This window comes from Pseudomonas sp. JZ134, assembly GCF_051027695.1.
Classification (GTDB): Bacteria; Pseudomonadota; Gammaproteobacteria; order Pseudomonadales; family Pseudomonadaceae; genus Chryseomonas; species Chryseomonas luteola.
The window spans coordinates 163,447-184,936 of sequence record NZ_CP069250.1 but is presented as its reverse complement, the minus strand read 5'-3'; the positions used below and the strand labels follow the sequence as shown (position 1 = coordinate 184,936).

Sequence of the window (21,490 nt, the reverse complement as noted above, 5' to 3'; positions counted from 1 at the left end):
GGCAAATAGCCATCAATCGGCAAGGCTAGCAGCAGATGATCGTCCGTCTGCCCGTTGCACCTTCGTACTCATGTTTTTGTGAGGGGCGCCGATACAACGATCAAGCTGATTGAGCTGATGAAGCCAACTGAAAACGCTCAGGCATGAGCCTTAGGTGGCAGGAAATTCGACGGACCGTAAATACCGTCCAGTTAGTTTGCGTCATCCAGTTTGCTGAGCCTTGTTAGCCCTTAGAAGCAAATACAGATCATGAATACACACAACACTCAAAAGCATTACGAACAACGCCAGCCGCAAGCCTATCGGGGCACGCCGTTTTGTGTGCATTCGACCCAGTGGCTGGGCGCTGTACTGCGCAAGTTTGATGTCGCTGAAACCAATTATGCTTCGGAGCAGGCCCGCTATTCGCGCCTGAATGCCAGCTCCGATCCGGAAGAAGTACTCGCCTTCTTCGTCCTGATAAGCACCCTGGTAACCCAGGCACTGGACTGCCATCCGTTCCCCGAGCCGCTGCAGGCTGAGTTGGAGCGTCTGGAGCAGCACCTTGAGATGACTGTCAACGGCATGCGCGCCCTCTGCGACGCGTGACTGTTCAGGGGCAGGCCTTGCCAGACAATGCCTGCCCCCCTGCATTATCTCCTCTTCTTGATACCCCGCCCCGCCTGCCAAACCTGGCGCCTGTCTATTTGCTTTGCTTTTATCCGTAGACCATGACACAGGCTCGCCCTGCCCGCTTGGCCTCATACAGGGCTTCGTCAGCATGACGCAGCAGGGTGTGCACAGACAGACCGGCATCAGGGTAAAGCGCCACACCAATGGACGAAGTGGTCTTGAGTTCCCCACACGGCAGCGTCCATGGCGCTTGCAAGGCCAGACACAACCGCTCGGCAATGGTGACCGCCTGGGCCTCGTTCACCTGAGCCAGTACGATCACGAACTCGTCACCGCCAATACGGGCATACAGGTCGTTGGCACGCAGGTTCTGCCTGAGTCTGCTGGCAAATTCAATCAGCAGCTCGTCCCCCACATCGTGCCCCCTCTCGTCATTGATGGGCTTGAATCGATCAAGATCCAGATACAGAACGGCAAAGTTTGAATCGGTCGACGCCTGATCGATCATGAGCTGGATCTGGTCCATGAGGAAGCGTCTGTTGGGCGCGCCCGTCAGAGGGTCGTGGTAGGCCAGCGTTTGAAGATGCTGATCGTAGGTTTTACGTGCTGAGATATCACGGCAGGCAAAAACGACATTGTCCAGAACGCCCTCATTCGTATAGGTACTGGAGAGATGCGTTTCGAACCATATGCAGTGCCCTTGGGCATGGTAACAGCGGCATTCGACCGTCGTATGCGAGACGCTACCCTCCAATAGCATTCGAAACGCACTGCGCAAGGGATCAATATCGTCCGGGTGGATCAGTTCGAACATGTCACGCCCCAGATAGATAGCCGCCCGATGCCCCAGGACATGCTCAAAGGAAGGCGAAACATATTCGATGCCTACTTCCGGCTTGAACACACCAATGATGTCGAGCATGTTGTCAGCAATCAGCCGATAACGCTGTTCACTGGCTTCCAGTGCCTGCTCAGCCACACGACGCTCGGTAATATTGCGGCTGACGATTACAAGCTGGTGGCGATTACCCGCTTCATCGAAACTGGGTGTCTTGATCACTTCCCACGTGTTGAGACGGCCATCCAGCCCCATGAAAGATTTCTGGATACGCAGCGCCGAGCCTTTTTGCCAGGCCTGCTCGTCGGTCTGCACGTTGTAGACAAAAGCCTCATGGAACTCCGGTCGAATCAGCGCCAGCTCCATGTCGGTCTTGCCCACATAGTCAACGCCTTGCAGGCGATAGGTGTCGATCACGATCCTGTTCGTGATCAGCCATCGTCCCTGCCCATCCTTGAGCACAATGAATTCCTGTATGGCATCGATGAGGCCACGGAGCTGAAACTCGCTATCAAATGTGAGAGCAGAAAGGGTCATGGCAGGTATCTGGCAACTGGCGTGCCCCAAGTAGGACACATCTTGTACACCTTTATCGGCGAGACCCGCAGCAAATTGACATGACCATCCGATCGCCCGATGAATGACCATCGGACCGTGGGCACCTCATGCAGGCAGCAGGCGCTCAGCCAATCTCAACTTTTCGTTGAGATGCCTTAAATTATTTCTCATAGAGCAAATCTGCCCAGCGCTTAGAGTGGATCGTTCAATGGAGCGGAGACGATCATGATTGTTCTCAACAAGGCGGTTGGTGACGCCCTGCGTCAAAACAAGTTTGCCAATGTGAAAGGCGCAGACTTCAGCCTGACGGGCAACTTTGACGAATTCGTCCGGCTGACCCATAGCTGGGAAGCTATGGAGCGCGACAGTTATTATGGCCAGGCCGAGTCGGGCGCACGGTTCAGACGCTACAGCGATTTCGAGTACCACCCCGTCAATCAGGAGCTGCGCCAGCTCGAACATCGCCCCTATGTACAATCCTTGGCTAACAATCGCTATGTAGGCGGCATGGAGCGGCATTTTCAGGACTTCTCCGATGAAGTGATCGCCTCCCCTGTTCTTCGCAGCCTGATCGCCCTGGATTTCGAGGTGTACAAAAGCGTATTGCCAGCGCACCTGCATAACGACATGTGGCAGTGCCAGATTCACCAAATTCGGATCGAGATCAACCCCGGCCAGCAGGTCGAAATCACGCCTGAGGGAATTCACTGCGACGGCTACCCCTTCAGCGCAATGCATTTCTGGGGTCGGCATAACATCGCAGGCGCCGAAAGTCGGTTATATAACGTACAAGAGGAGCTGCTCGCCGCGCTGACTTACGAGCACATCCTGGACACGACGTTTTTCCTGGACCGGGAGATGCGTCATTACGTGACGCCTGCGTCCACGAAGGACCCAAAGCGCCCGGCATTCCGTCAGATCATCGCCATCTCTTTCTCCAAACCCGGGACGGCCCATGACATTGTGCGGTAAACCTATGAACGGTCCGATTTCAGCCCGGCAATGAGAGGATGGCGTGAATACACGTGTTTTAACCTGGAAAGCTCCTGAGCTACGCACCTTCAGCGAGGCCAGTCCGGTCGTCGCTGGCTATTTTACGGTCTCGTTCGTTTTCGGCCTGATGGCCGTGAATGCAGGCTATCCGCTCTGGTTACCGGTCGCCATGTGCTTGTTCGTCTATGCCGGCGCCTCGCAGTTCGCCGCTCTGGCACTGATGACGGCGAACGCCTCGATCATCACTATTGTGATGACCACCTTTCTGATCAACGCCCGTCACATGCTGATGTCGATGTACATGTCCAGAGCCCTGCGCACGATAGGCCTGAGCCGTCTGGAACGGTGGGTGTATGCGGCGGAGCTGACGGACGAGTCCTTTGCCTTTCACAGCAGCAAGTTGCAGAAAGGCGTTGCGGTCAATGCCCGTTACCTGATCTCGTTCAACCTCTTCTGTCACAGTGCCTGGGTGCTGGGCGCGCTGCTGGGTGCTCTCAGCTCGACCTACACTGCCCACCTGATCCAGTACAAGCTCGACTATGCCTTGACCGCTATGATGCTGTACGTGCTGGTCTCGCTTTGTGATTCCAAGGGCAAGCTGGTGGCTGCTCTGGCGGCGGTGGCCTGCATGGGTGTGCTGAACCTGCTGTTCGAGTCCGCCCTGAATGTCTTTATCGCCACGTTCTTTGGCTGCTGGATAGGCGTATGTCTCAAGAAACGTTCCTGATCCTGATAATCGTCCTGATGACCGCGGTGACACTGCTACCACGGGTGCTACCGATGCAGCTCAGTACCGAGCGCTGGCCAGGATTCCTCACGCGAACGCTGGAGTTTCTGCCCGTCTGCATCGTTGCGGCCATTACCCTCACACCACTGGTGGTGACGGAAAAGCATGTGAGCCTCATGCGGCCCGAATTCGTTGCCGCCATACCGACGCTGTTATGCGCTTATTTCAGTAAGAACCTGCTCCTCAGTGTGGCGGTAGGCCTGTTGTCGTATATTGCGCTGGGGCGAGTGCTGTAAGGGACGGGTCAGCTGCTCCAGGGCACGAATAGGCAAGTCGACATTGTTGACGACCAGGCGTACCGGCAGCGAATCCTCAAACCCCGGTACGATGGACAATCCATGCTTGCAAGCCGCCGCCCGTGAAACGACGCCCAAGCCATCGAGTTGTTTAATCAGCGAGACGGTTAGGGTTTCGCTACCCGAATAGATCATGCGATGCCCCCATTGGCTCACCGTCTGACCACTGTCTAGAAACCGCTCGAAACTGGTGGAATAAGGGCAGTCGCTGGTCGGCCTAACAAGCAGCTTGTCACTCAGGTCGCTGTACGCATCTGCATCGGCACCGTGGTAAGCACCTACGACATCAATATGAATATCAGCCAGCTCAAGGCTGGCCAGATCGGCTTGCGGTGGTCCGATCAGTACCGCAAGGTCGATATTGTCGTTACGCAGCTTGCTGAGGTTCTCGATGGACTCGGCAAAGCTGAACTCCAGGTGATAATCGCTGAAGACCTGCATCATCCGCTTGACGATGCACTGGTTGATATCGGCCGGTAGCGTGCTGTTCAGTGCGGCCCGCAGCAGCCGTGGCGTGGCTTGGCTCAACTCGGCAGCTTTGCTGTCCAGTTGCCGGGCGGACTCCACCACCTTCTCGATATAAGGCATGAGCGCGTGACCACGCTCGGTCAGGTGCAATCCCTTGTTGGATCGCTTGAAAATCCTGAACCCGAACTGGTCTTCCGCCTTGTTCAATTGCGCCGCCAAGGCCTGCACGGTCAGGCAGGCCTCATCTGACGCGGCAGACAGAGAGCCTGTACGCGCCACCCGCGTCAGGTTGCGCAGCGTTCTGACATCCATTTTGACGCCCTCGATCAGAAAGGAGCGATGCTGTAGCGATCTGATCACACAATGCTGCGATCTTCTACCTTACCTTAGCAGCTGTCTCAGTGCCTGGCGGTATTAGAGCAGGAATAACCCCTATGAAAAATAGGGGCATTGTGCCGCTGCGGTAATATCAGACGGGAAAAGGAAACGGTGACGGACACGCCCAAACAGGCATGTCCGCTGTAAAGTATTTAGAAATCGATTTCAACGTCCCCTTGCGGAACGCTGCAGCAGGACAGGATGTAACCTTCGGCCTCGTCCTCTTCGGTAATGCCGCCGTTGTGCTCCATGACAACCGAACCACGGGTCTTGAGCACCTTGCAGGTGCCGCAGATGCCCATGCCACATGCCTTTGGAATATGCAGGCCCAGCTTGGCAGCCGCTCCGTGCACAGTCTCACCTGGTCCAACACGTACACTCATGCCGCTGCCCGCAAATAACACCTCGCACTGATCCGCCAGCGGAACCGGCGGTGTGTCGGCCGCAAGACCGGCCTGTTCGAGAACATCTTCCTTGATATCCGCAGGCGTCGCGCCAAAGGACTCCTCGTGATAACGGGCCATGTCGTAGCCCAGCTCGCGCAGCATGGTCTTCACAGCATTCATATAAGGTGTCGGGCCACAGCAGAACACCTCGCGATCACGAAAATCCGGCGCCATCAATTCCAGCATGCGCCGATCAAAGAAACCGCGATATCCCGCCCAGGCCTCACCAAGATCACTCCGCTCGCACACAAGATGCAGCGAGAAATTAGAGACCCGCGAGGCCATGTGCTCCAGCTCGCGGTGATAGATGATGTCCTTTGGCGTGCGGGCACTGTGTACAAACACCATGTCCACGTTAGCGTTCGTGTCGAAAAACCAGCGGGCCATGGACATCACCGGTGTGATACCTACGCCACCGGAGAGCAGCAGGACCTTGTCGGACGGGTAGTCAATGGCGTTGAACAGCCCCACCGGCCCATGCACCGCAAGCTCCTGCCCTTCACGCAGGTTGTCATGCAGCCAGTTCGATACCTTGCCACCCGGGACACGCTTGACCGTGATCGAGAAGCTGTAGGGCACGGAGGGCGAGCTGGAGATTGTGTATGAACGCATCACCTGCTGCCCCTCGATCTCAAGCTCCAGCGTCACGAACTGACCGGGTTTGAAAAAGTACATCAGGGGTACGTCCGCCATGAAGCAGAAGGTTCGTACATCCCAGGTTTCCTGAATCGCCTTGACGCAACGTACCGCATGGCGACCATTGACCCAGGTCTGCGTAGTAACCGGATTCAGAAAGCTGTTCATGCACGTGCCCTCACGCGTTGAGACCCGCCGCATCTTCAGGCGGTGATGGGGCGATTGTGGAGAGGCCCTTTCGTCGGCATTTACCTGCCAACGACATCGGCATGCTTAGAGCGACCAGCCCAGCGTCCACGGGACTTGCCGCGTCGGGAAATGATTCGACCATGTCGCGCGTGGATAAGGCCCCATCCAGACGCAGCCCCACACTGATTTCACCAACCACACGGGCAGTCTTGAACAAGCTGTCCAAACGCCTTGCATCACAACCCTATCAGCCACTTTTTCACCGGCGCACCTGTGTGCCGCCGCATGAGGATACCGATGGACGTCACCTACCCTTTGAGTCTGGGCGATCCGCTGGAATCGGCCCGCAAGGCCACCGCAGAGATGCTGCGTACCCGTGAGCGAACTTACTCGATGCCACAGCCGTTCTATAACGATGAGCGTCTGTTCCAGATCGACATGCAGGAGATCTTTGGCAAGGAGTGGCTGATTGCCGGAATGACGAGTGAAATCCCTGCCAAAGGCAATTTTCTCACGCTGCAGATTGGCGATAACCCCGTCATGGTGGTGCGTGGTGCTGAAGGCAAGGTACACGCTTTTCATAACGTGTGTCGGCACCGCGGTTCTCGCCTGTGCGTCAGCGAGAAAGGCAAGGTGGCCAAACTGGTCTGCCCCTATCATCAATGGACCTACGAGCTGGACGGCCGCCTGCTGTTTGCCGGTACCGAAATGGGCGCTGACTTCAACATGGCGGACTTCAACCTGAAGCCGGTGCATGTGAAAACGGCGGGCGGATACATCTTTATCTGCCTGGCCGAAGAGCCTCCCGCTATCGATGACTTCCTGCGTACGCTCGACCATTACATGGAGCCGTACGACATGGAAAACACCAAGGTCGTAGCCCGTACGGACCTGATGGAAGCCGCCAACTGGAAGCTGGTGCTTGAAAACAACCGCGAGTGCTACCACTGCAACGGCTCGCACCCAGAGCTGCTCAAGACACTCCTGGAATGGGACGATGTAACCGATCCACGCGCCAACCAGGCCTTCAAGGATCACGTTGCCGAAAGCGCCGCCGCCTGGGAGGCCGAGCAGATCCCGTATGCCCACGCCAGCTTTGGCCTGCGTAACCGCATTGTGCGCATGCCGCTACTCAAGGGCACGGCTTCCATGACGCTGGATGGCAAGCCCGGCTGCAAGAAGCTGATGGGACGTATCAAGAACCCGGAGTTGGGCTCCATGCGCATCCTGCATCTACCACACTCCTGGAACCACGCCATGGGGGATCACCTGATTGTGTTCACTGTCTGGCCAATCAGCGCCCAACAGACCGTGGTTACCACCAAGTGGCTGGTGCACAAGGATGCAGTAGAGGGCGTCGATTATGAGGTAGAAAATCTGCGCAAGGTTTGGGATGCCACTAACCAGCAGGACCGAATGCTTGCCGAGGAAAATCAGCGCGGCATCAACTCCAAGGCCTACCAGCCCGGCCCGTATTCACAGACCTATGAATTTGGCGTCATTAATTTCATTGACTGGTACAGCGAACGCCTACTGGCCAACCTGGGCGAGGAACAGCCTGTACCCCATCTGCGTCAAGTGGGTGCCGATGGCTGATTGACTACTTTGTTTTAAGAACCCCGCTTCGGCGGGGTTTCTTTTGTTCAGTCAAAAACCGTTGCATTTTCAACTGCCAAGCACTGCACGCTTCAGGAAAGCGCAGCGCAATGCAGACTTGTCGCTATGAAATAATCCGGCCAGTCGTTGGGCCCTGGCTGCCAAGCCTTTCGGCACCCAAAGGACTCAACGCAATCCATTCAAGGATCTGACATGAACAACAACAGCCTGAAAATGGCCCTGGCTTCGGCTGCCCTTGTATTCGGCCTTGTCACTCTACCGGTCCAGGCTGCCAGCAAGGCCGAAACCACCCAGACAGCCAATAGCCGCTCCATCTCCCTGCTGAACCATCAGCTAGTGCTGGCATTACCCGAGGGGTTCGATGTCAGTCCCCTGCCGCCCGGCACAACTGCCGAAGATCCGTCAGCACGCGGCAAACTGTATATCAACAGGGCCAGCCAACAGTTGATCGTTACCTCTGAAATGCCGGTACCAGAAGATAAAACCGCCAGCAACCGAGTCGTGCTTGCCAAGGCCAAAGCCGCATTCTATGCACGGCAGAAACTGAGCGGCAGCAAATTCAAAGTGCTCAAGGAAAAGACCCTAAAGCGCGACGGCCTGACCCTTCAGCAACTGGAAACCACGTCAGTCATGAACGGCACGCCCATGCGCAGCACCGCCTTTATTGCCGAGGCAGATGCGCGGGTTGCGGTTGTACAGCTGCTGTCCGACCGAAAGGACGAAGCCGCTCACAAGGCCCTGGTACAACACGTCCTGGGCGAGCACTGATTCTGTCTCAGCTATCTTCGGCGGCCCTGGTCTTTTCCTGTCAGGCTGCAAGCGTTTAGCCTTTTGCTGATGGCTACCCTTAAGCATTCCCGATCGCGTCCGATATGCAGGCATCCCTTACAGAGCGAAGGATCGCCTGCCCTTATTTTTCTAACAGGACCGATCATGTTCAGACATTTGAAGATCTCTTACCGGACCCTCTTGAGCTTTGGAGCAGTAGCCGTGCTACTGATCATCCTTGGCATTTCCAACCTGATACAAATGGCTGAGATCCGCCACGCGGGACAAGTCATCGAAAACAATTCCATGCCGAGCCTTGCAACGGCTGATGAGATTGCGTTGAACATCACTCGCCTTCGGGTCGAAGTATTGCGTCTGGTAGCGAACCCGGATAAAGCCGTTCAAGCCAAGAGTAACCAGACCATCGCCACGCTGAGCGAGAAGATCAAGGATTCATTCCAGAAGTACGAAACCCTCCTGTCCAGTGACCAGGAGCGCAAGGCAGTCAATACGCTTAAAACGACGTTTCAGGAGTACATGAATATCCTGGCAACTGTTCAGATGTTCGTAGCCAAGGAAGACGTACCCTCAGCCAACAAGTTGATCAATACTGAACTGGCACCCCGTGGCATCATCGTTAACGACCAGAATTTACTGCTGCAAAAGATCAATCAAGAATCGGCTACCATAGCCGGTCAGGCTGCAGCTGAAAGCTATCAGCAGGCCCAAATGATCGTTGTTGTTATTATCGTACTGGGAGTAATCGTCACGATTGTTCTGGCACTGTTGCTAACTGCCAGTATCGTCAAGCCGATTGGTCAGGCAGTTACTGTTGCCAAGCAGATCGCGGGTGGCGATCTTAGTCAGGATGTAAAAGCCGAAGGCAAGGACGAAGCTGCCGAATTATTGCAAGCACTGGGGAGCATGCAAGTCAGTCTTCGCCAGACCATCGGCCAGATCAGCGACTCGGCTACTCAGCTATCGTCCTCTGCCGATGAGATGAGTGCAGTCATGGAGGAATCCACGCGTGGTCTGCAACGCCAGAATGATGAGATCGAGCAGGCGGCTACCGCTGTGAACGAAATGACGTCTGCCGTAGAAGGCGTTGCCAGCAACGCGGTCAGCACCTCTGAAGCATCACAGGCGTCCAGTCATTCGGCTCAACAGGGCCGTGCACAACTAAGCGATGCCATTGCCTCCATTGAGGCCCTGACCAACGATGTCCTGGGTGCCTCCCAGAGTGCCGAGGAGCTTGCCGAGCAGGCCCTTAATATCAGCAAGGTTCTGGATGTGATCCGCGCCGTGGCTGAACAAACCAACCTGCTGGCGCTCAACGCCGCTATTGAAGCCGCCCGTGCAGGTGATGCTGGCCGTGGCTTTGCCGTCGTGGCCGATGAGGTTCGCGCCCTAGCACACCGTACCGGAGAATCGACCCGTGAAATCGAATCCATGATCGGTAGCATCCAGCAGGGGACCGGCCACACGGTGCAAGCGCTTCAGAGCAGTGCCGAGCGTGCCCGTAGCACGTTAGAAAAAGCCAACGCGGCTGGCGAAGCATTGGCGACCATCACGTCGAATGTGGCCGACATCAACGACCGTAACCTGCTGATTGCCAGCGCCTCCGAGCAGCAGGCTCAGGTCGCCCGTGAAGTGGATCGCAGCCTGGTCAGCATCCGTGACTTGTCGGTACAAACGGCAGCCGGGGCACAGCAGACCAGCGTCGCCACCCAGGAGCTTTCTCGCCTGGCGGTAGACCTCAACGGTCTGGTGCGTCGCTTCTCGCTGTAACCCTACAAGGTGCCGGGTACCTCCGGCACCTTCTTCAAACATATTCAGCAAAGCGAGATAGTGCTCTTGCCCGTCTGGCTTGTTGTAAATGGCCAAAGCACTGCGTTCGAAATTGGGCTGGGAAAGACGCTATGTTTGATAACTGCTGCGTTAATAGCTTTTTGTGTACGCAACCACTGTGCCTGATAGGGGGCTCTGCACGACCATAGAACGCCGCCGCCGGAACTCGCAACGCAATAGACAGTTTGACTGTCTGACTAAATATTCTGAAGTCATCTGTAAAACGCCCATATCGTTATATGAAAGTTGCTGTCAGGAAAATTATGGGCCTCAGTCGTTCACGTCTTATCGGTTTTGAAGGCTCGGCCAAGAGCAGGTGAACCGATTCATCTTTTGTTGCAACTTAATGTCGACCATCGATCATCTAAACCTCCAGAAATAACAGAACGCTCCGATATTTCGTCATAACCCTTTATCCCACTGCCTGGGTGCATAGCTAGTTTGTGCCTGTCAGGAGAGCTTGTTATGAGAAATCTAAAAATCGCCCATCGGACGTTGCTCTGCTTTGGTGTCATCGCTGCGCTCCTGCTGGCATTGGGTACGTTCAATTTGACCCAGCTATCCAAGATTCGCGAAGCGGGGAGCGAAATCGAGCAGAGTTGGCTACCCGGCTTGGCGAGTGTCGATAAGATAGCCATCAATATCGGCACCATTCGCCTTGAAGCCCTGCGGCTCGTTACCGATGACGATCCGGCAATCTTAAAAACATCAAACGTTCTGATCGAAAAACTGGCTACCGATGTGCAAGCTCAGTTAGCCGCCTATGAAAAAACCATTTTCCTTGAAGAAGACCGGCAGTTGTTCAATGAGGTCCAGGTTCACTACAGGGACTACATGACGGGTGTTGCCACTATTCAAAGGCTGGTTGCACAACAGCAAATTGAGCAGGCGCGTCAATTTGTGGCGGATAACATGATAACGACGGGTCGTAACCTCGCCGGAAGCCTATTAAAAGCGCAGCAATATAATCTCGACGAAGCAGATAAATCCGGCACTGTGGCTAGCACTCTGTATGGGCATGTACAGTGGGTATCAGCTCTCGTGATTCTGTCAGCGCTTGTCATTACAGGTGTGTTGGCCTGGATCATGATTAGCAGCATCGTTGCGCCTATTCGCCAGGCCGTCCAGGTTGCCAAGCACATCGCTGGGGGCGACTTGAGCCAAGCCATTACGGTAAGAGGTCAGGATGAAGCGGCTGAACTGCTTGGCGCCCTTTCTACCATGCAGGGCAATTTGCGCTCCACGATTGGTCAAATCAATGATTCTGCCCATCAGCTTTCCAGTGCCTCGGAAGAAATGAATGCGGTCATGAGCGAAAGCACTCGCGGCTTGCAGCGCCAGAACGATGAGATCGAGCAGGCGGCTACCGCTGTGAACGAGATGACCGCTGCGGTAGAAGATGTTGCTGGCAATGCCGTTTCGACGTCAGAAGCCTCCCGAGCTGCCAGCCAGTCTGCTGCACAAGGCCGTACTCAACTGACCGAGGCTATCAATTCTATCCAGGCCCTGACCACCGATGTCCTGGGAGCTTCTCAAAGTGCCGAGGAACTTGCCGAGCAGGCCCTTAATATCAGCAAGGTCCTGGATGTGATCCGCGCCGTGGCTGAGCAGACCAACCTGCTGGCGCTCAACGCCGCTATTGAAGCCGCCCGTGCAGGTGATGCCGGCCGTGGCTTTGCCGTCGTGGCCGATGAAGTCCGAGCCTTGGCACACCGTACCGGGGAATCGACCCGTGAAATCGAATCCATGATCGGTAGCATCCAACAGGGGACCGGCCATACCGTACAAGCGCTTCAGAGCAGCGCCGAGCGTGCACGTAGCACGCTGGAAAAAGCCAACGCGGCCGGCGAAGCCCTGTCGACCATCACGTCGAATGTGGCCGACATCAACGACCGTAACCTGCTGATTGCCAGCGCCTCCGAGCAGCAGGCTCAGGTCGCCCGTGAAGTGGACCGCAGCCTGGTCAGCATCCGTGACTTGTCGGTACAAACGGCAGCCGGTGCACAGCAGACCAGCGTTGCCACCCAGGAGCTTTCTCGCCTGGCGGTAGACCTCAACGGTCTGGTGCGTCGCTTCTCGCTGTAACCCTGATACAACCGGTGCCATCACACTTGGCACCGGTTGTATTTGTCGCAGGCGTCCGCCCCGGCTACTCTCTCTTCTCTTCCTATCACGGCCAGCCGCCCTGCCCATGCGCTACCAACTCGTCATTTTCGACTTTGATGGCACCCTGGCCGACAGCTTTCCATTCTTTCTCGAGTCGCTCGACACACTGGCTCAGGCACATCGCTTCAACCGGTACGACCCAGCCGACTTTGATCGCATCCGCAGCTACGATACCCGCCAGCTGCTGCGTTACTTTGATATTCCACTGTGGAAAATCCCACGTGTCGCGCACCACTTTCAACGCCTGATGGCGCACGGCGGCCATACCGTGCGGCCTTTCGAGGGCGTACCCGCCATGCTGGAGACCCTGCATCAGGCCGGAATACAGTTGGCGCTGGTCACGTCCAATTCACTTGAAAATGTCGAGTGCATTCTTGGTCCGTCGGCTCGCTATCTGGACCGTGTCGAGTGTAACGCGCCCCTGCTCGGTAAAAGCTCACGCCTTAAACAGGTAGTCGCCCGTTGTAATGTCTCGCCCGATGCCACAATCTGCATTGGCGATGAATTGCGGGATATTCAGGCGGCACGCAAGGCAGGTATTGCCTGCGGTGCGGTCAGCTGGGGGTATGCCAGCCCAGAGGCGTTACGCAGAGCCGGGCCCGACTATCTTTTCGAACGCCTCGACGCTATCACTTACACCCTTGTTTCTCACCCTACAACGGAGCTTGCATGAAGCGCTTGCCCCTCTGCGTTTTCGGCCTTATCTGGACACTGGGCCATGCCCATGCTGCTGATCTCAACGTGACCTTTACCGATATCGAGGAGGCCAAAGGTGAATTGCTGGTAGCCGTATTCGCTTCGGCCGACGCGTGGGATAACGACAAACCGTTGGAGGCATCCGCCCATATCCCAGTTACAGGGACCACGGTGCAGCATACCTTCAAGAACCTGAAGCCCGGCACTTATGCGGTATCGGTCATTCGAGATGCCAACGGCAATCAGAAGCTCGATACGAACTTTATCGGGATGCCAACTGAGCAGTATGGCTACAGCCAGAACCCTCCACTGAAGATGCGTAAGGCCACGTTTGAGGAAACACGCTTCGAGCTCAACGACTCTATTGAGGCTATTACCATCAAGCTTCGCTGACCAACAAAACTGCTCAAAAAACGATCAATCCTCTGAAGGCCTTGTATGTCGTGACCTCCAGGCAATCATGAACACTGTATCCACAAGCGAAACCACAGTAATAGTGAGTAGAAAAATCGATCTTGAGTTGATTGATCAATAAATGAGCAACTGTCTGGACGCCGCATGGCATAAGGCTTGGCAGCATTAACGAACATGCTGTCCACAGCCAGACGCACAGTAATTGTGGGAAAGCGGCTGACATGGCTTGAACGAGCAAGTCCTTTGGATGGCTCTGCCTGAATAAAAGGCTAAACCATCTCATAATTGGCCTGTAATAGCTTAATAATGGCCTTTGTGGATGACAGAGTTTTGTCATCCAAGTCATTGACAGATGAGTTAACCAACCCTCAGCAACAGCTTATCCACAGCTCTTCCCATGGTTCATTCACCTTTTCAGGACATTTTTAGCTTTATATCGGGTGGATAACTCAGTGAAGTGCACGCTCCTCACACGAGGCTGAAATAGAGACCCCATTAGCTTTGTCAACACTGATCAACAATACAGTGGTTGCCTCTATCCCTTTAAAATCAAGGCTTACAGCGTCTTCCAAACATATTACTCACAAACTTATCCACAAGTTGTTGTGATTACAGGAAAAGCCGCCCCTGCCATTTTGATCAAAAAGTGACCACCTCAGCTAAAGCCGCATGGTTACTAGGGTCGAATAATTATCCAACAGATTATCCACAGGCTCGTGCACACATTTTGTGGGCTTGAAGGGATAAAAAGACAGGCACTCAAAAGCCTCCAGCAAGCCGGAAGCCGACATGACATATGAAAGTCGTCCTACCGAACGACGCCTTCCTCACGCAAGACCTTGAAAATGGCTTCTGCGCCCGCCTGTGGGGTGACATCTCTCAGGATCTGACCGCCATCTCCTGTTGCCTTGGCCGTGGCGGCGCGAAAACGATCGGCAGCCGTCTTGGCCTTGATGACTTTCAGCCGCTTCGGCCGTGGACGAGCCGGCTGCAAGACGGCCTCTTGCCACAGGAGGTCATCGACGATATCCACGTCTTCAACCTTGATCTCTCCACGTCTTGCGGGCCCAAAGGCGCTTTGACGGGCGGCTGGCGCTGCGTTGTCCACACTGGCGACAAAAGGCAGGCGTACCTTTAGCCGTCGCCTTTGTCCGCGCGGCAGAGCTTGCAGTACCTGGGCATGTCCGGCGTCTACCGATTCAACGTCTGCCAGCCCAACTACTAGAGGCCAACCCAGCGATTCGGCCAGAAGATAGGGCAGCATGCCCGACCCTTCCCCGGTCTCGGCTTGAGTGCCGGTCAATACAACCTGGACCTGAGCCTCCCGAAGGTATTCCACCAGCACCGGTAGAGCATCGGCGCCCTTGGGCTGCTCTAGGACATGCAGGGCAGGCAATCCCATACCCAGGTAGGCGCGCAGCGACTCCTCGTAGGGATTACCGGCATGCAGTACCGTGAGTCGATCACCGGCCAGATGCAGCCCCAGTTCGACCGCTCGGGCATCCTGCTCTGCGCGGCGGGCACGGGCCGACATGGGATGCGACCCCACCGATACCAGCGTAATCACGTTCAATTGGCCGTCGGACATACCGTTTACCTCCTTCAAGACTCACGTTGCGTTGCTGAAGCGGTAGTCCTGCGGACGACCGCTTCAGGCCGCTTCCCTCTGCTCACCGCGGCGGTAGGCCTCGACCAGATCGATCAAGGCTTCCAGCACGGCGTTCGAATCTGCAATGACCGACAGGTCTGCCCGCTTGATCATGTCGCACCCCGGATTGAGGTTGATGGCGATGACCTTGTCGCAGGCACCTATGCCCTGTAAGTGCTGTACCGCGCCGGAAATCCCGACGGCCAGGTAGACCCGTGCCGTTACCCAGGTCCCCGTAGCGCCTACCTGCCGGTGACGTGGCATATGCCCGTCGTCTACCGCCACCCGCGAAGCCCCTTCTGTTGCCCCAAGCGCCCGGGCTGCCCGATGAAAGAGATCCCAGTCCTGAACGCCATTGCCACCGGACAAGATGAATTCCGCTTCGGCCATGGGAACAAGCGCTGGATCGACGGCCACGGCCCCCATGTCCTCGATACGCACAAGCGCTCGCAACTGATTGCCGTCAGCCAGCGTGACCGTACGTGCCTCATATCGTGTTTCACTGACCGGCTCCGCACACTCGGCGCAGGCCAACACTACCCTGGGGACAGGACGCGTCAGATCTTCGCTGCCTGCGCCGGCACGGCCGGTACATAGGCCATCCTTTATCTGCCAGACGCGTGTGGCAGGCCGCTCATGTAGCGTAGCAGCGAAACGACGACCCAACTCGCCACCACCGGTACGGCTGTCCGGCAACAACCAGTGACGTGGCAAGAACTGGCTCTCTACTGCACGCAGCGCCAGCACGCGCTGTTCAGGCGAGTATCCCGTGTATTCATGACCGCTCAATTGCAATAGCCGGTCAACACCTGCCTTATCGAAGCCAGACTCCTTGTGCTCGCCAAAGGCAATGGCCAACACTGCCCCTGTTGAGCCTGCCAGCTGTCGCGCCAGGCCGAGCAGATCGCGGTCGTGGCTGGAAAGCCGTCCCCCTACCAGATCGGGCACTACGGCAATAATGAAGGCGGGCTCTTCGACCCGATGCAACGGCAGTAGCACCTCCTGGGCCTCACCCAACCGACGAACCCCGTTGCCCTGCTGAGCGCCACTGCGATCGATACGGCGCAAGCCGCTAGGCCCCTTGAAGCCCAGAGCTGCGTGGGGATTCTTACGAATGATGCCGTTAGGGCCCATCCAGCGAGGCTGCTCATCACACGTACTCGCCTGCATCAAGGTGTGCAGGGGATGAAGCCGGTTACGGGCGATCCATTCGGCATGCGGATCACGGCGGAGGATGTCAGTCATGCCCTGCTCCTTTGAAAAACGTCCGTGCCTGAGTGGATATCGCGGCGCTCATGGCCAATCGGGTAATACAGGATGCGTTCATCAGGAGATCTCCACCGCTTCACGCCGGGGCGTGATTGGTTGCTTTACCGGCACGGCGGGTGCCTCGATTACAACTTCGGCGACCAGCTCGGCAATGTCCTTTACCTCTGGACGGGGCGCGACTACCCCCTCCAGCATGGCGGTACATTGAGGGCATCCCACAGCGACAACCTCTGCTCCAGTCGTCTTGATATCGGCCATGCGCATGTCGGGAATCCGCTGCGTGCCGGGAATATCGGTAATCGGCGCGCCTCCTCCACCGCCACAGCAGCGAGCCCGGAAGCCGGAGCGCTCCATTTCCTTGACCTCAATCCCGATGGCCTTGAGTACCTTGCGAGGCGCCTCGTACTCACCGTTGTATCGACCCAGATAGCAGGGGTCGTGGTAGGTCACGCTGCCCCCCTTGTGCTGCCCGAGATGAAGCGCCTGAGCGTCCAGCAGCTCTGCCAGAAAGGTGCTGTGATGCAGCACCGTATAAGCCCCGCCCAGCGCGCCGTATTCGTTTCTCAGCACGTGAAAGCTATGCGGGTCGCATGTCACGATCCGGTTGAAGCGGTACCGCGACAGCGTGGCGATATTGCGCCTGGCCAATTGCTGAAAGGTCGCCTCGTCCCCCAGGCGTCGCGCCACGTCACCGCTGTCGCGCTCCTCCAGCCCCAGCACGGCGAAATCAACCTTGGCAGCCTTGAGAATCTTGACGAAAGCTCTGAGAGTCCGCTGGTTGCGCATGTCGAACGCACCATCACCCACCCAGAACAACACATCGACGCGCTGTTGGTTGGCGATCAACGGCAAATCAAGGTCCGCAGCCCAGTTCATCCGGTTGACCGGGTTGAAGCCGTTGGGGTTATCCGTGGCAATCAGATTATCGAGCACCTCAGCGCCCTTGTTGGGGGTTGCCCCTTTCTCCAGGGTCAGATGGCGACGCATATCAACGATGGCATCGACGTGCTCGATCATCATCGGGCACTCTTCCACACAGGCCCGACAGGTGGTGCAGGACCATAGCGTCTCGGCATCTACCAGCGCCTTGCCTTCAAATGAAACAATGGGCGAATGGGCATTGCCACCATGCTCACCAATTGGCTTCCCGGGATAAGGCGAGCCGAAATAACGCGCGTCGGTGCCACCCGCCATGCCGATAACCATGTCCTGGATCAGCTTTTTCGGGTTGAGCGGCTGGCCGGCCGCATAGGCGGGGCACATGGCCTCGCAGCGCCCGCACTGCACACAGGCGTCAAAGCCCAGCAGCTGATTCCACGTAAAGTCCTTGGGTTTCTCCACACCCAGCGGTGCAGCAGGGTCATTCAGGTCCAGGGCCTTCAAGCCACTGGATCGCGCCGCGCTGGCATTGAACGGCGTACGAAAGCGCTCGGGACGGCGGTGAAAAGCCAGATGCAAGGCACCGGCAAAGGCGTGCTTCATTGGGCCGCCCCAGGTCATGCCGAAGAATAGTTCCGACACGCCCCAAGCCACGCCTACGGCCAGCACGGCCGCCAGTATCCAGCCGCCAAAATTTTCCGGGAGTACGCCCGCTACGGGCAGCGTAGCAATGAAAAAGCTCGCGGAAAACATCAGTAGGCTTTTGGGCAAGCGCATCCATGGCCCTTTGGACAGGCGTGCCGGTGGGTTGCGGCGACGCTTGGCCACGAACAAGGCCCCCGTGAACATGCAAGCGGTGGCCGCCAATAGCGCCCAACCCAGAACACGGTTATGCAGGCCAAATCCATGAACCAGTACAGCCAGCACGGCGGCCAGAACGAAGCCGCCTGCGGTGGCCACATGGGTTCGCGACATATAGCGATCCCGCTCGACCACATGGTGCAAGTCCACAAGATAGCGCCGCGGCATAGCCAGCAGACCCCGAATCAGGTCGACATGGGCGGGCCGGCCCTGCCGCCAGAGCCGGACGCGTCGAAAAGCACCGATCGCAGCCAGTGCCAGGGCCGTAAAGAGCAGAACGGGAATAAGGATATCTAACATACCGGAGCCTCGTAGGATAGGTGAGCCAGAGGCATTACCCATCCTCAACATGTCAGGCGGTACCTAAACCGCGGGTAGCCCTCGTGGTGGGTCAGACTGCTCTGCAGCTAACCCACCCTGCGGTTCGCAAAGGCGCGTACTTAAAAGTCCTTGCACAGCCGCAATGCGTCGTAGATTGCGGCGTGGGTGTTGCGCTGCGCCACGCAGTCCCCGATGCGATACAGGAGATAACCGCTACCCTGCTCATTCAAGGCGGGTTGTGGCTCGATAGCGAACAAGGCCTCGATATCGATCTGGCCCTTGTTACGCGAACCGTCCTTCAGCGCGTAGTACAAGGTCTCGTCCGGTCGCACGCCGTTCTCGATGACGATCTGATCGACCACCCGCTCCTCCTTAGCGCCGGTGTATTCGTTTTCCAGTACGGCAATCTTCTTGTCGCCCTCGGGATATACCTTTTCCAGCATGAGATCGCCGGTCATGATCACCTCCTTCGGGTAGAGGCTGCGGTAGTAGGTCGGGAACGTGGTCCCGCCAATGGCTACGCCCGGTTTGATGTCATCGGTGACGATTTCCACCTGTGCGCCTTTATCGGCCAGATAATCAGCCGCCGACATCCCGGAAAATTCGCAAATGGTGTCGTAGACCAACACGTTCTTACCTGGCTCGACCTTGCCGGAAAGAATGTCCCAGCTGCTGACGACCAGGCCTTCGGCCGCGCCCCAATGCTCGTTCTGTTCCATGAATGGATGACCGCCATTGGCCAGCACAACGATGTCCGGACGTAGATCCATGATCGTGTCAGGATCAGCCGCCGTCCCCAGCCGCAGGTCAATATTCAGGCGAGCCAGCTCCAGTTGATACCACCGCGTGATACCCGCGATCTGGTCGCGCTGAGGTGCACGAGCCGCGAGAGTAATCTGCCCACCCAGCTGCTCCTGCTTTTCGAACAGGGTCACGTCATGCCCCCGCTCAGCCGAGACGCGGGCCGCTTCCATTCCCGCCGGGCCGCCGCCGACAACGACTACCTTGCGCTTGGGCCCGGTGGATTTCTCGATGATGTGCGGAACCCCCATATATTCACGACTGGTTGCGGCGTTCTGAATGCACAGCACGTCCAACCCCTGGTATTGACGGTCGATGCAGTAGTTGGCGCCAACACACTGGCGAATCTGGTCCACCTGTCCCATCTTGATCTTGGCGATCAGATGCGGATCGGCGATGTGGGCACGGGTCATACCGACCATGTCCACGTAACCGCCCTCAAGGATGCGTGTCGCCTGGTTCGGATCCTTGATGTTCTGCGCATGCAGTACGGGCACGCTGACCACATCCTTGATACCGGCCGCCAGATGCAGGAACGGCTCCGGCGGGTAGGTCATGTTGGGAATCACGTTGGCCAAGGTATTGTGGGTGTCGCAGCCAGAGCCGATCACGCCAAAGAAATCCACCATGCCGGTGTCGTTGTAATACTTGGCGATCTGTTTCATATCGTCATGGGTCAGGCCGTCCGGGTGGAATTCATCACCACAGATCCGCATGCCGACACAGAAATCATCGCCGACCTCGGCCCGTACAGCCTTGAGCACTTCCAGGCCAAAGCGCATACGGTTCTCGAAGCTGCCGCCCCATTCATCGGTACGCTTGTTCACACGGGGCGACCAGAACTGATCGATCATGTGCTGGTGCACAGCAGACAGCTCTACACCATCCAAGCCACCCGCCTTCGCCCGGCGCGCGGCCTGGGCAAAATTACCAATTATCCGCCAGATTTCCTCCGGCTCGATGGTCTTACAGGTAGCGCGATGCACAGGCTCGCGGATACCGGACGGCGACATCAGGGTTGGCCAGTGACCACCGTCCCAACGGGAACGGCGACCCATGTGGGTAATCTGGATCATGATCTTGGCGCCGTGCTTGTGCATGGCATCCGCCAGGTTCTGAAAATGCGGAATGATGCGGTCGGTAGCAAGGTTTACCGAACTCCACCAGTGCTGTGGACTATCGATCGCCACGACTGAGGAACCGCCGCAAATGGCAAGGCCAATGCCGCCCTTGGCTTTTTCTTCGTAATATTTGACGTACCGTTCGGTCGTCATGCCGCCATCAGTGGCATACACCTCGGCGTGCGCCGTGCTGAGTACGCGGTTGCGAATCGTCAGCTTGCCGATCTGGATTGGTTGGAACATTGCTTCAAAGGCCATCACGGCACCTCATCTCAGCGAATTACGCACGGTCGGTCTTGTTATCGTTCATTGCGCCGTTACAGCGGCTTCACCACGAAAAGGCCGTCGTCATGGCCCTCTTCCGCCCCGCTGTACACCTGCTCGGCCACGGTACGGACCGCGCTGCCTCTGGCGGCAAGGATCTGGTCCATGGCCCCGGCAAACCAGCCGGTAAACATGTAATCCACCTTGCGATTAACCTTGCCGTACACGTAAACGAAGGCGGAGTGCCGCAGCCGAACCTGGGCCGTACCGGCATCCACGTCGATCTGCTCGATATCGAAGAGTCCCCAGCCGCGCTGGGAGAGGCGCTTCATGTAGTGCTCATACACCTCGACGCCAACCAGTCCATGGCACTCGGCCTCTTTCTCGCACCAGTGCCAGGCGGACTTGTAGCCAGCCTTGTAAAGAATCTCGGCATACTTCTCTGCACCGAGCACCTCTTCGATCCCCATGTGGTTATTGACGAAGAAGTGACGCGGTACATACAGCATGGGCAGTGCATCGGTGGTCCAGACGCCGGTTTCGTCGTCGACCTGGATTGGCATTTCGGGAGCATGTGTGGCCATGGTGAAACTCCAAACGAATGTGCTTGTGTAGG

General features: G+C 56.9%; 18 protein-coding genes and 2 pseudogenes. 12 read left to right on the top strand and 8 right to left on the bottom strand.

The genetic code is table 11. From position 1 onward, the window contains the following. The first annotated feature begins 249 nt into the window (after window positions 1–249). A complete protein-coding gene (locus tag JQR86_RS00815) occupies window positions 250–588 on the top strand; it encodes a hypothetical protein (RefSeq protein WP_010796190.1) in 339 nt (112 codons plus the stop codon). 109 nt (window positions 589–697) lie between these two features. On the opposite strand, the gene JQR86_RS00810 is transcribed toward JQR86_RS00815, so the two are convergent. Next, complete coding sequence (locus tag JQR86_RS00810) at window positions 698–1,987, bottom strand: diguanylate cyclase domain-containing protein (RefSeq protein ID WP_434154152.1); 1,290 nt, start codon at window positions 1,985–1,987, stop codon at window positions 698–700. Between the two features lie 246 nt (window positions 1,988–2,233). Here JQR86_RS00810 and JQR86_RS00805 point away from each other — a divergent pair, with 246 nt between their 5' ends. Genes JQR86_RS00805 through JQR86_RS00795 form a run of 3 tightly spaced genes read left to right on the top strand, consistent with a single transcriptional unit; the run spans window position 2,234 to window position 4,024 of the window. After that, window positions 2,234–2,980: a 2OG-Fe dioxygenase family protein gene (locus JQR86_RS00805; protein WP_010796192.1), complete on the top strand. Its 747-nt coding sequence runs from the start codon at window positions 2,234–2,236 to the stop codon at window positions 2,978–2,980. A gap of 43 nt (window positions 2,981–3,023) precedes the next feature. Next, window positions 3,024–3,728: an AzlC family ABC transporter permease gene (locus JQR86_RS00800; RefSeq protein WP_434154151.1), complete on the top strand. Its 705-nt coding sequence runs from the start codon at window positions 3,024–3,026 to the stop codon at window positions 3,726–3,728. Further along, window positions 3,707–4,024, top strand: coding sequence for an AzlD domain-containing protein (locus JQR86_RS00795; protein WP_219651768.1), 318 nt, complete (start codon window positions 3,707–3,709; stop codon window positions 4,022–4,024). Before JQR86_RS00800 ends, JQR86_RS00795 begins: the two co-directional genes overlap by 22 nt. On the opposite strand, the gene JQR86_RS00790 is transcribed toward JQR86_RS00795, so the two are convergent. Together JQR86_RS00790 and JQR86_RS00785 are read right to left on the bottom strand one after the other, a co-directional pair. After that, window positions 3,941–4,864 (bottom strand): LysR family transcriptional regulator, encoded by a 924-nt coding sequence (locus JQR86_RS00790; protein ID WP_434154816.1) that lies wholly within the window; start codon window positions 4,862–4,864, stop codon window positions 3,941–3,943. The two genes, JQR86_RS00795 and JQR86_RS00790, sit on opposite strands and share 84 nt — an antisense overlap. Window positions 4,865–5,082: 218 nt before the next feature. Then, window positions 5,083–6,180, bottom strand: coding sequence for an FAD-binding oxidoreductase (locus JQR86_RS00785; protein ID WP_407362528.1), 1,098 nt, complete (start codon window positions 6,178–6,180; stop codon window positions 5,083–5,085). A gap of 318 nt (window positions 6,181–6,498) precedes the next feature. On the opposite strand from JQR86_RS00785, the gene gbcA reads away from it, so the two are divergent. From gbcA to JQR86_RS00745, 8 genes and pseudogenes are all read left to right on the top strand, one after another. Continuing rightward, window positions 6,499–7,797 (top strand): glycine-betaine demethylase subunit GbcA, encoded by a 1,299-nt coding sequence (gene gbcA, locus JQR86_RS00780; protein WP_197871226.1) that lies wholly within the window; start codon window positions 6,499–6,501, stop codon window positions 7,795–7,797. Between the two features lie 213 nt (window positions 7,798–8,010). Continuing rightward, window positions 8,011–8,586 carry a hypothetical protein gene (locus JQR86_RS00775; protein WP_434154150.1) on the top strand — a complete coding sequence of 192 codons (576 nt, stop codon included), beginning with the start codon at window positions 8,011–8,013 and terminating at the stop codon, window positions 8,584–8,586. A 69-nt stretch (window positions 8,587–8,655) separates the two neighbouring features. Further along, window positions 8,656–9,471 (top strand): annotated as a pseudogene (locus JQR86_RS00770) (MCP four helix bundle domain-containing protein); the annotation flags it as partial. A 39-nt stretch (window positions 9,472–9,510) separates the two neighbouring features. Beyond that, a complete protein-coding gene (locus JQR86_RS00765) occupies window positions 9,511–10,374 on the top strand; it encodes a methyl-accepting chemotaxis protein (protein ID WP_434154814.1) in 864 nt (287 codons plus the stop codon). 525 nt (window positions 10,375–10,899) lie between these two features. Then, window positions 10,900–11,613, top strand: a pseudogene (locus tag JQR86_RS00760) (MCP four helix bundle domain-containing protein); the annotation flags it as partial. Window positions 11,614–11,655: 42 nt separating this feature from the next. Then, a complete protein-coding gene (locus JQR86_RS00755; protein ID WP_434154812.1) occupies window positions 11,656–12,519 on the top strand; it encodes a methyl-accepting chemotaxis protein in 864 nt (287 codons plus the stop codon). A 106-nt stretch (window positions 12,520–12,625) separates the two neighbouring features. Then, entirely contained in the window at window positions 12,626–13,273 is a 648-nt protein-coding gene (locus JQR86_RS00750) for an HAD hydrolase-like protein (RefSeq protein WP_434154149.1), read from the top strand. Continuing rightward, the gene (locus JQR86_RS00745; protein ID WP_312601621.1) at window positions 13,270–13,689 is read left to right on the top strand and encodes a DUF2141 domain-containing protein; all 420 of its coding nucleotides are present in this window, start codon (window positions 13,270–13,272) and stop codon (window positions 13,687–13,689) included. Before JQR86_RS00750 ends, JQR86_RS00745 begins: the two co-directional genes overlap by 4 nt. 829 nt (window positions 13,690–14,518) lie before the next feature. Here JQR86_RS00745 and JQR86_RS00740 read toward each other — a convergent pair. From JQR86_RS00740 to JQR86_RS00720, 5 genes are all read right to left on the bottom strand, one after another. Then, window positions 14,519–15,298 (bottom strand): electron transfer flavoprotein subunit beta, encoded by a 780-nt coding sequence (locus JQR86_RS00740; protein ID WP_416613596.1) that lies wholly within the window; start codon window positions 15,296–15,298, stop codon window positions 14,519–14,521. A 63-nt stretch (window positions 15,299–15,361) separates the two neighbouring features. Then, window positions 15,362–16,603, bottom strand: a complete 1,242-nt coding sequence (locus tag JQR86_RS00735) for an electron transfer flavoprotein subunit alpha/FixB family protein (protein ID WP_434154148.1) — start codon at window positions 16,601–16,603, stop codon at window positions 15,362–15,364. 81 nt (window positions 16,604–16,684) lie between these two features. After that, window positions 16,685–18,667 (bottom strand): dimethylglycine demethylation protein DgcB, encoded by a 1,983-nt coding sequence (dgcB, locus tag JQR86_RS00730; RefSeq protein WP_286788595.1) that lies wholly within the window; start codon window positions 18,665–18,667, stop codon window positions 16,685–16,687. A gap of 140 nt (window positions 18,668–18,807) precedes the next feature. Then, window positions 18,808–20,868: a dimethylglycine demethylation protein DgcA gene (gene dgcA, locus JQR86_RS00725; RefSeq protein WP_407362532.1), complete on the bottom strand. Its 2,061-nt coding sequence runs from the start codon at window positions 20,866–20,868 to the stop codon at window positions 18,808–18,810. A gap of 59 nt (window positions 20,869–20,927) precedes the next feature. Beyond that, window positions 20,928–21,458, bottom strand: a complete 531-nt coding sequence (locus tag JQR86_RS00720) for a DUF5943 domain-containing protein (RefSeq protein ID WP_074827213.1) — start codon at window positions 21,456–21,458, stop codon at window positions 20,928–20,930. Window positions 21,459–21,490: the final 32 nt, after the last annotated feature.

Excerpts from the sequence above, each read along its gene's own strand:
- JQR86_RS00805 (WP_010796192.1), top strand. The coding sequence starts at position 2,234 with ATGATTGTTCTCAACAAGGCGGTTGGTGACGCCCTGCGTCAAAACAAG.
- JQR86_RS00745 (WP_312601621.1), top strand. The coding sequence starts at position 13,270 with ATGAAGCGCTTGCCCCTCTGCGTTTTCGGCCTTATCTGGACACTGGGC.
- dgcB (WP_286788595.1), bottom strand. The coding sequence starts at position 18,667 with ATGTTAGATATCCTTATTCCCGTTCTGCTCTTTACGGCCCTGGCACTG.
- JQR86_RS00810 (WP_434154152.1), bottom strand. The coding sequence starts at position 1,987 with ATGACCCTTTCTGCTCTCACATTTGATAGCGAGTTTCAGCTCCGTGGC.
- JQR86_RS00740 (WP_416613596.1), bottom strand. The coding sequence starts at position 15,298 with ATGTCCGACGGCCAATTGAACGTGATTACGCTGGTATCGGTGGGGTCG.
- JQR86_RS00750 (WP_434154149.1), top strand. The coding sequence starts at position 12,626 with ATGCGCTACCAACTCGTCATTTTCGACTTTGATGGCACCCTGGCCGAC.
- JQR86_RS00720 (WP_074827213.1), bottom strand. The coding sequence starts at position 21,458 with ATGGCCACACATGCTCCCGAAATGCCAATCCAGGTCGACGACGAAACC.
- JQR86_RS00790 (WP_434154816.1), bottom strand. The coding sequence starts at position 4,864 with ATGGATGTCAGAACGCTGCGCAACCTGACGCGGGTGGCGCGTACAGGC.
- JQR86_RS00815 (WP_010796190.1), top strand. The coding sequence starts at position 250 with ATGAATACACACAACACTCAAAAGCATTACGAACAACGCCAGCCGCAA.
- dgcA (WP_407362532.1), bottom strand. The coding sequence starts at position 20,868 with ATGGCCTTTGAAGCAATGTTCCAACCAATCCAGATCGGCAAGCTGACG.
- JQR86_RS00795 (WP_219651768.1), top strand. The coding sequence starts at position 3,707 with ATGTCTCAAGAAACGTTCCTGATCCTGATAATCGTCCTGATGACCGCG.
- JQR86_RS00765 (WP_434154814.1), top strand. The coding sequence starts at position 9,511 with ATGCAAGTCAGTCTTCGCCAGACCATCGGCCAGATCAGCGACTCGGCT.
- JQR86_RS00735 (WP_434154148.1), bottom strand. The coding sequence starts at position 16,603 with ATGACTGACATCCTCCGCCGTGATCCGCATGCCGAATGGATCGCCCGT.
- gbcA (WP_197871226.1), top strand. The coding sequence starts at position 6,499 with ATGGACGTCACCTACCCTTTGAGTCTGGGCGATCCGCTGGAATCGGCC.
- JQR86_RS00785 (WP_407362528.1), bottom strand. The coding sequence starts at position 6,180 with ATGAACAGCTTTCTGAATCCGGTTACTACGCAGACCTGGGTCAATGGT.
- JQR86_RS00775 (WP_434154150.1), top strand. The coding sequence starts at position 8,011 with ATGAACAACAACAGCCTGAAAATGGCCCTGGCTTCGGCTGCCCTTGTA.
- JQR86_RS00755 (WP_434154812.1), top strand. The coding sequence starts at position 11,656 with ATGCAGGGCAATTTGCGCTCCACGATTGGTCAAATCAATGATTCTGCC.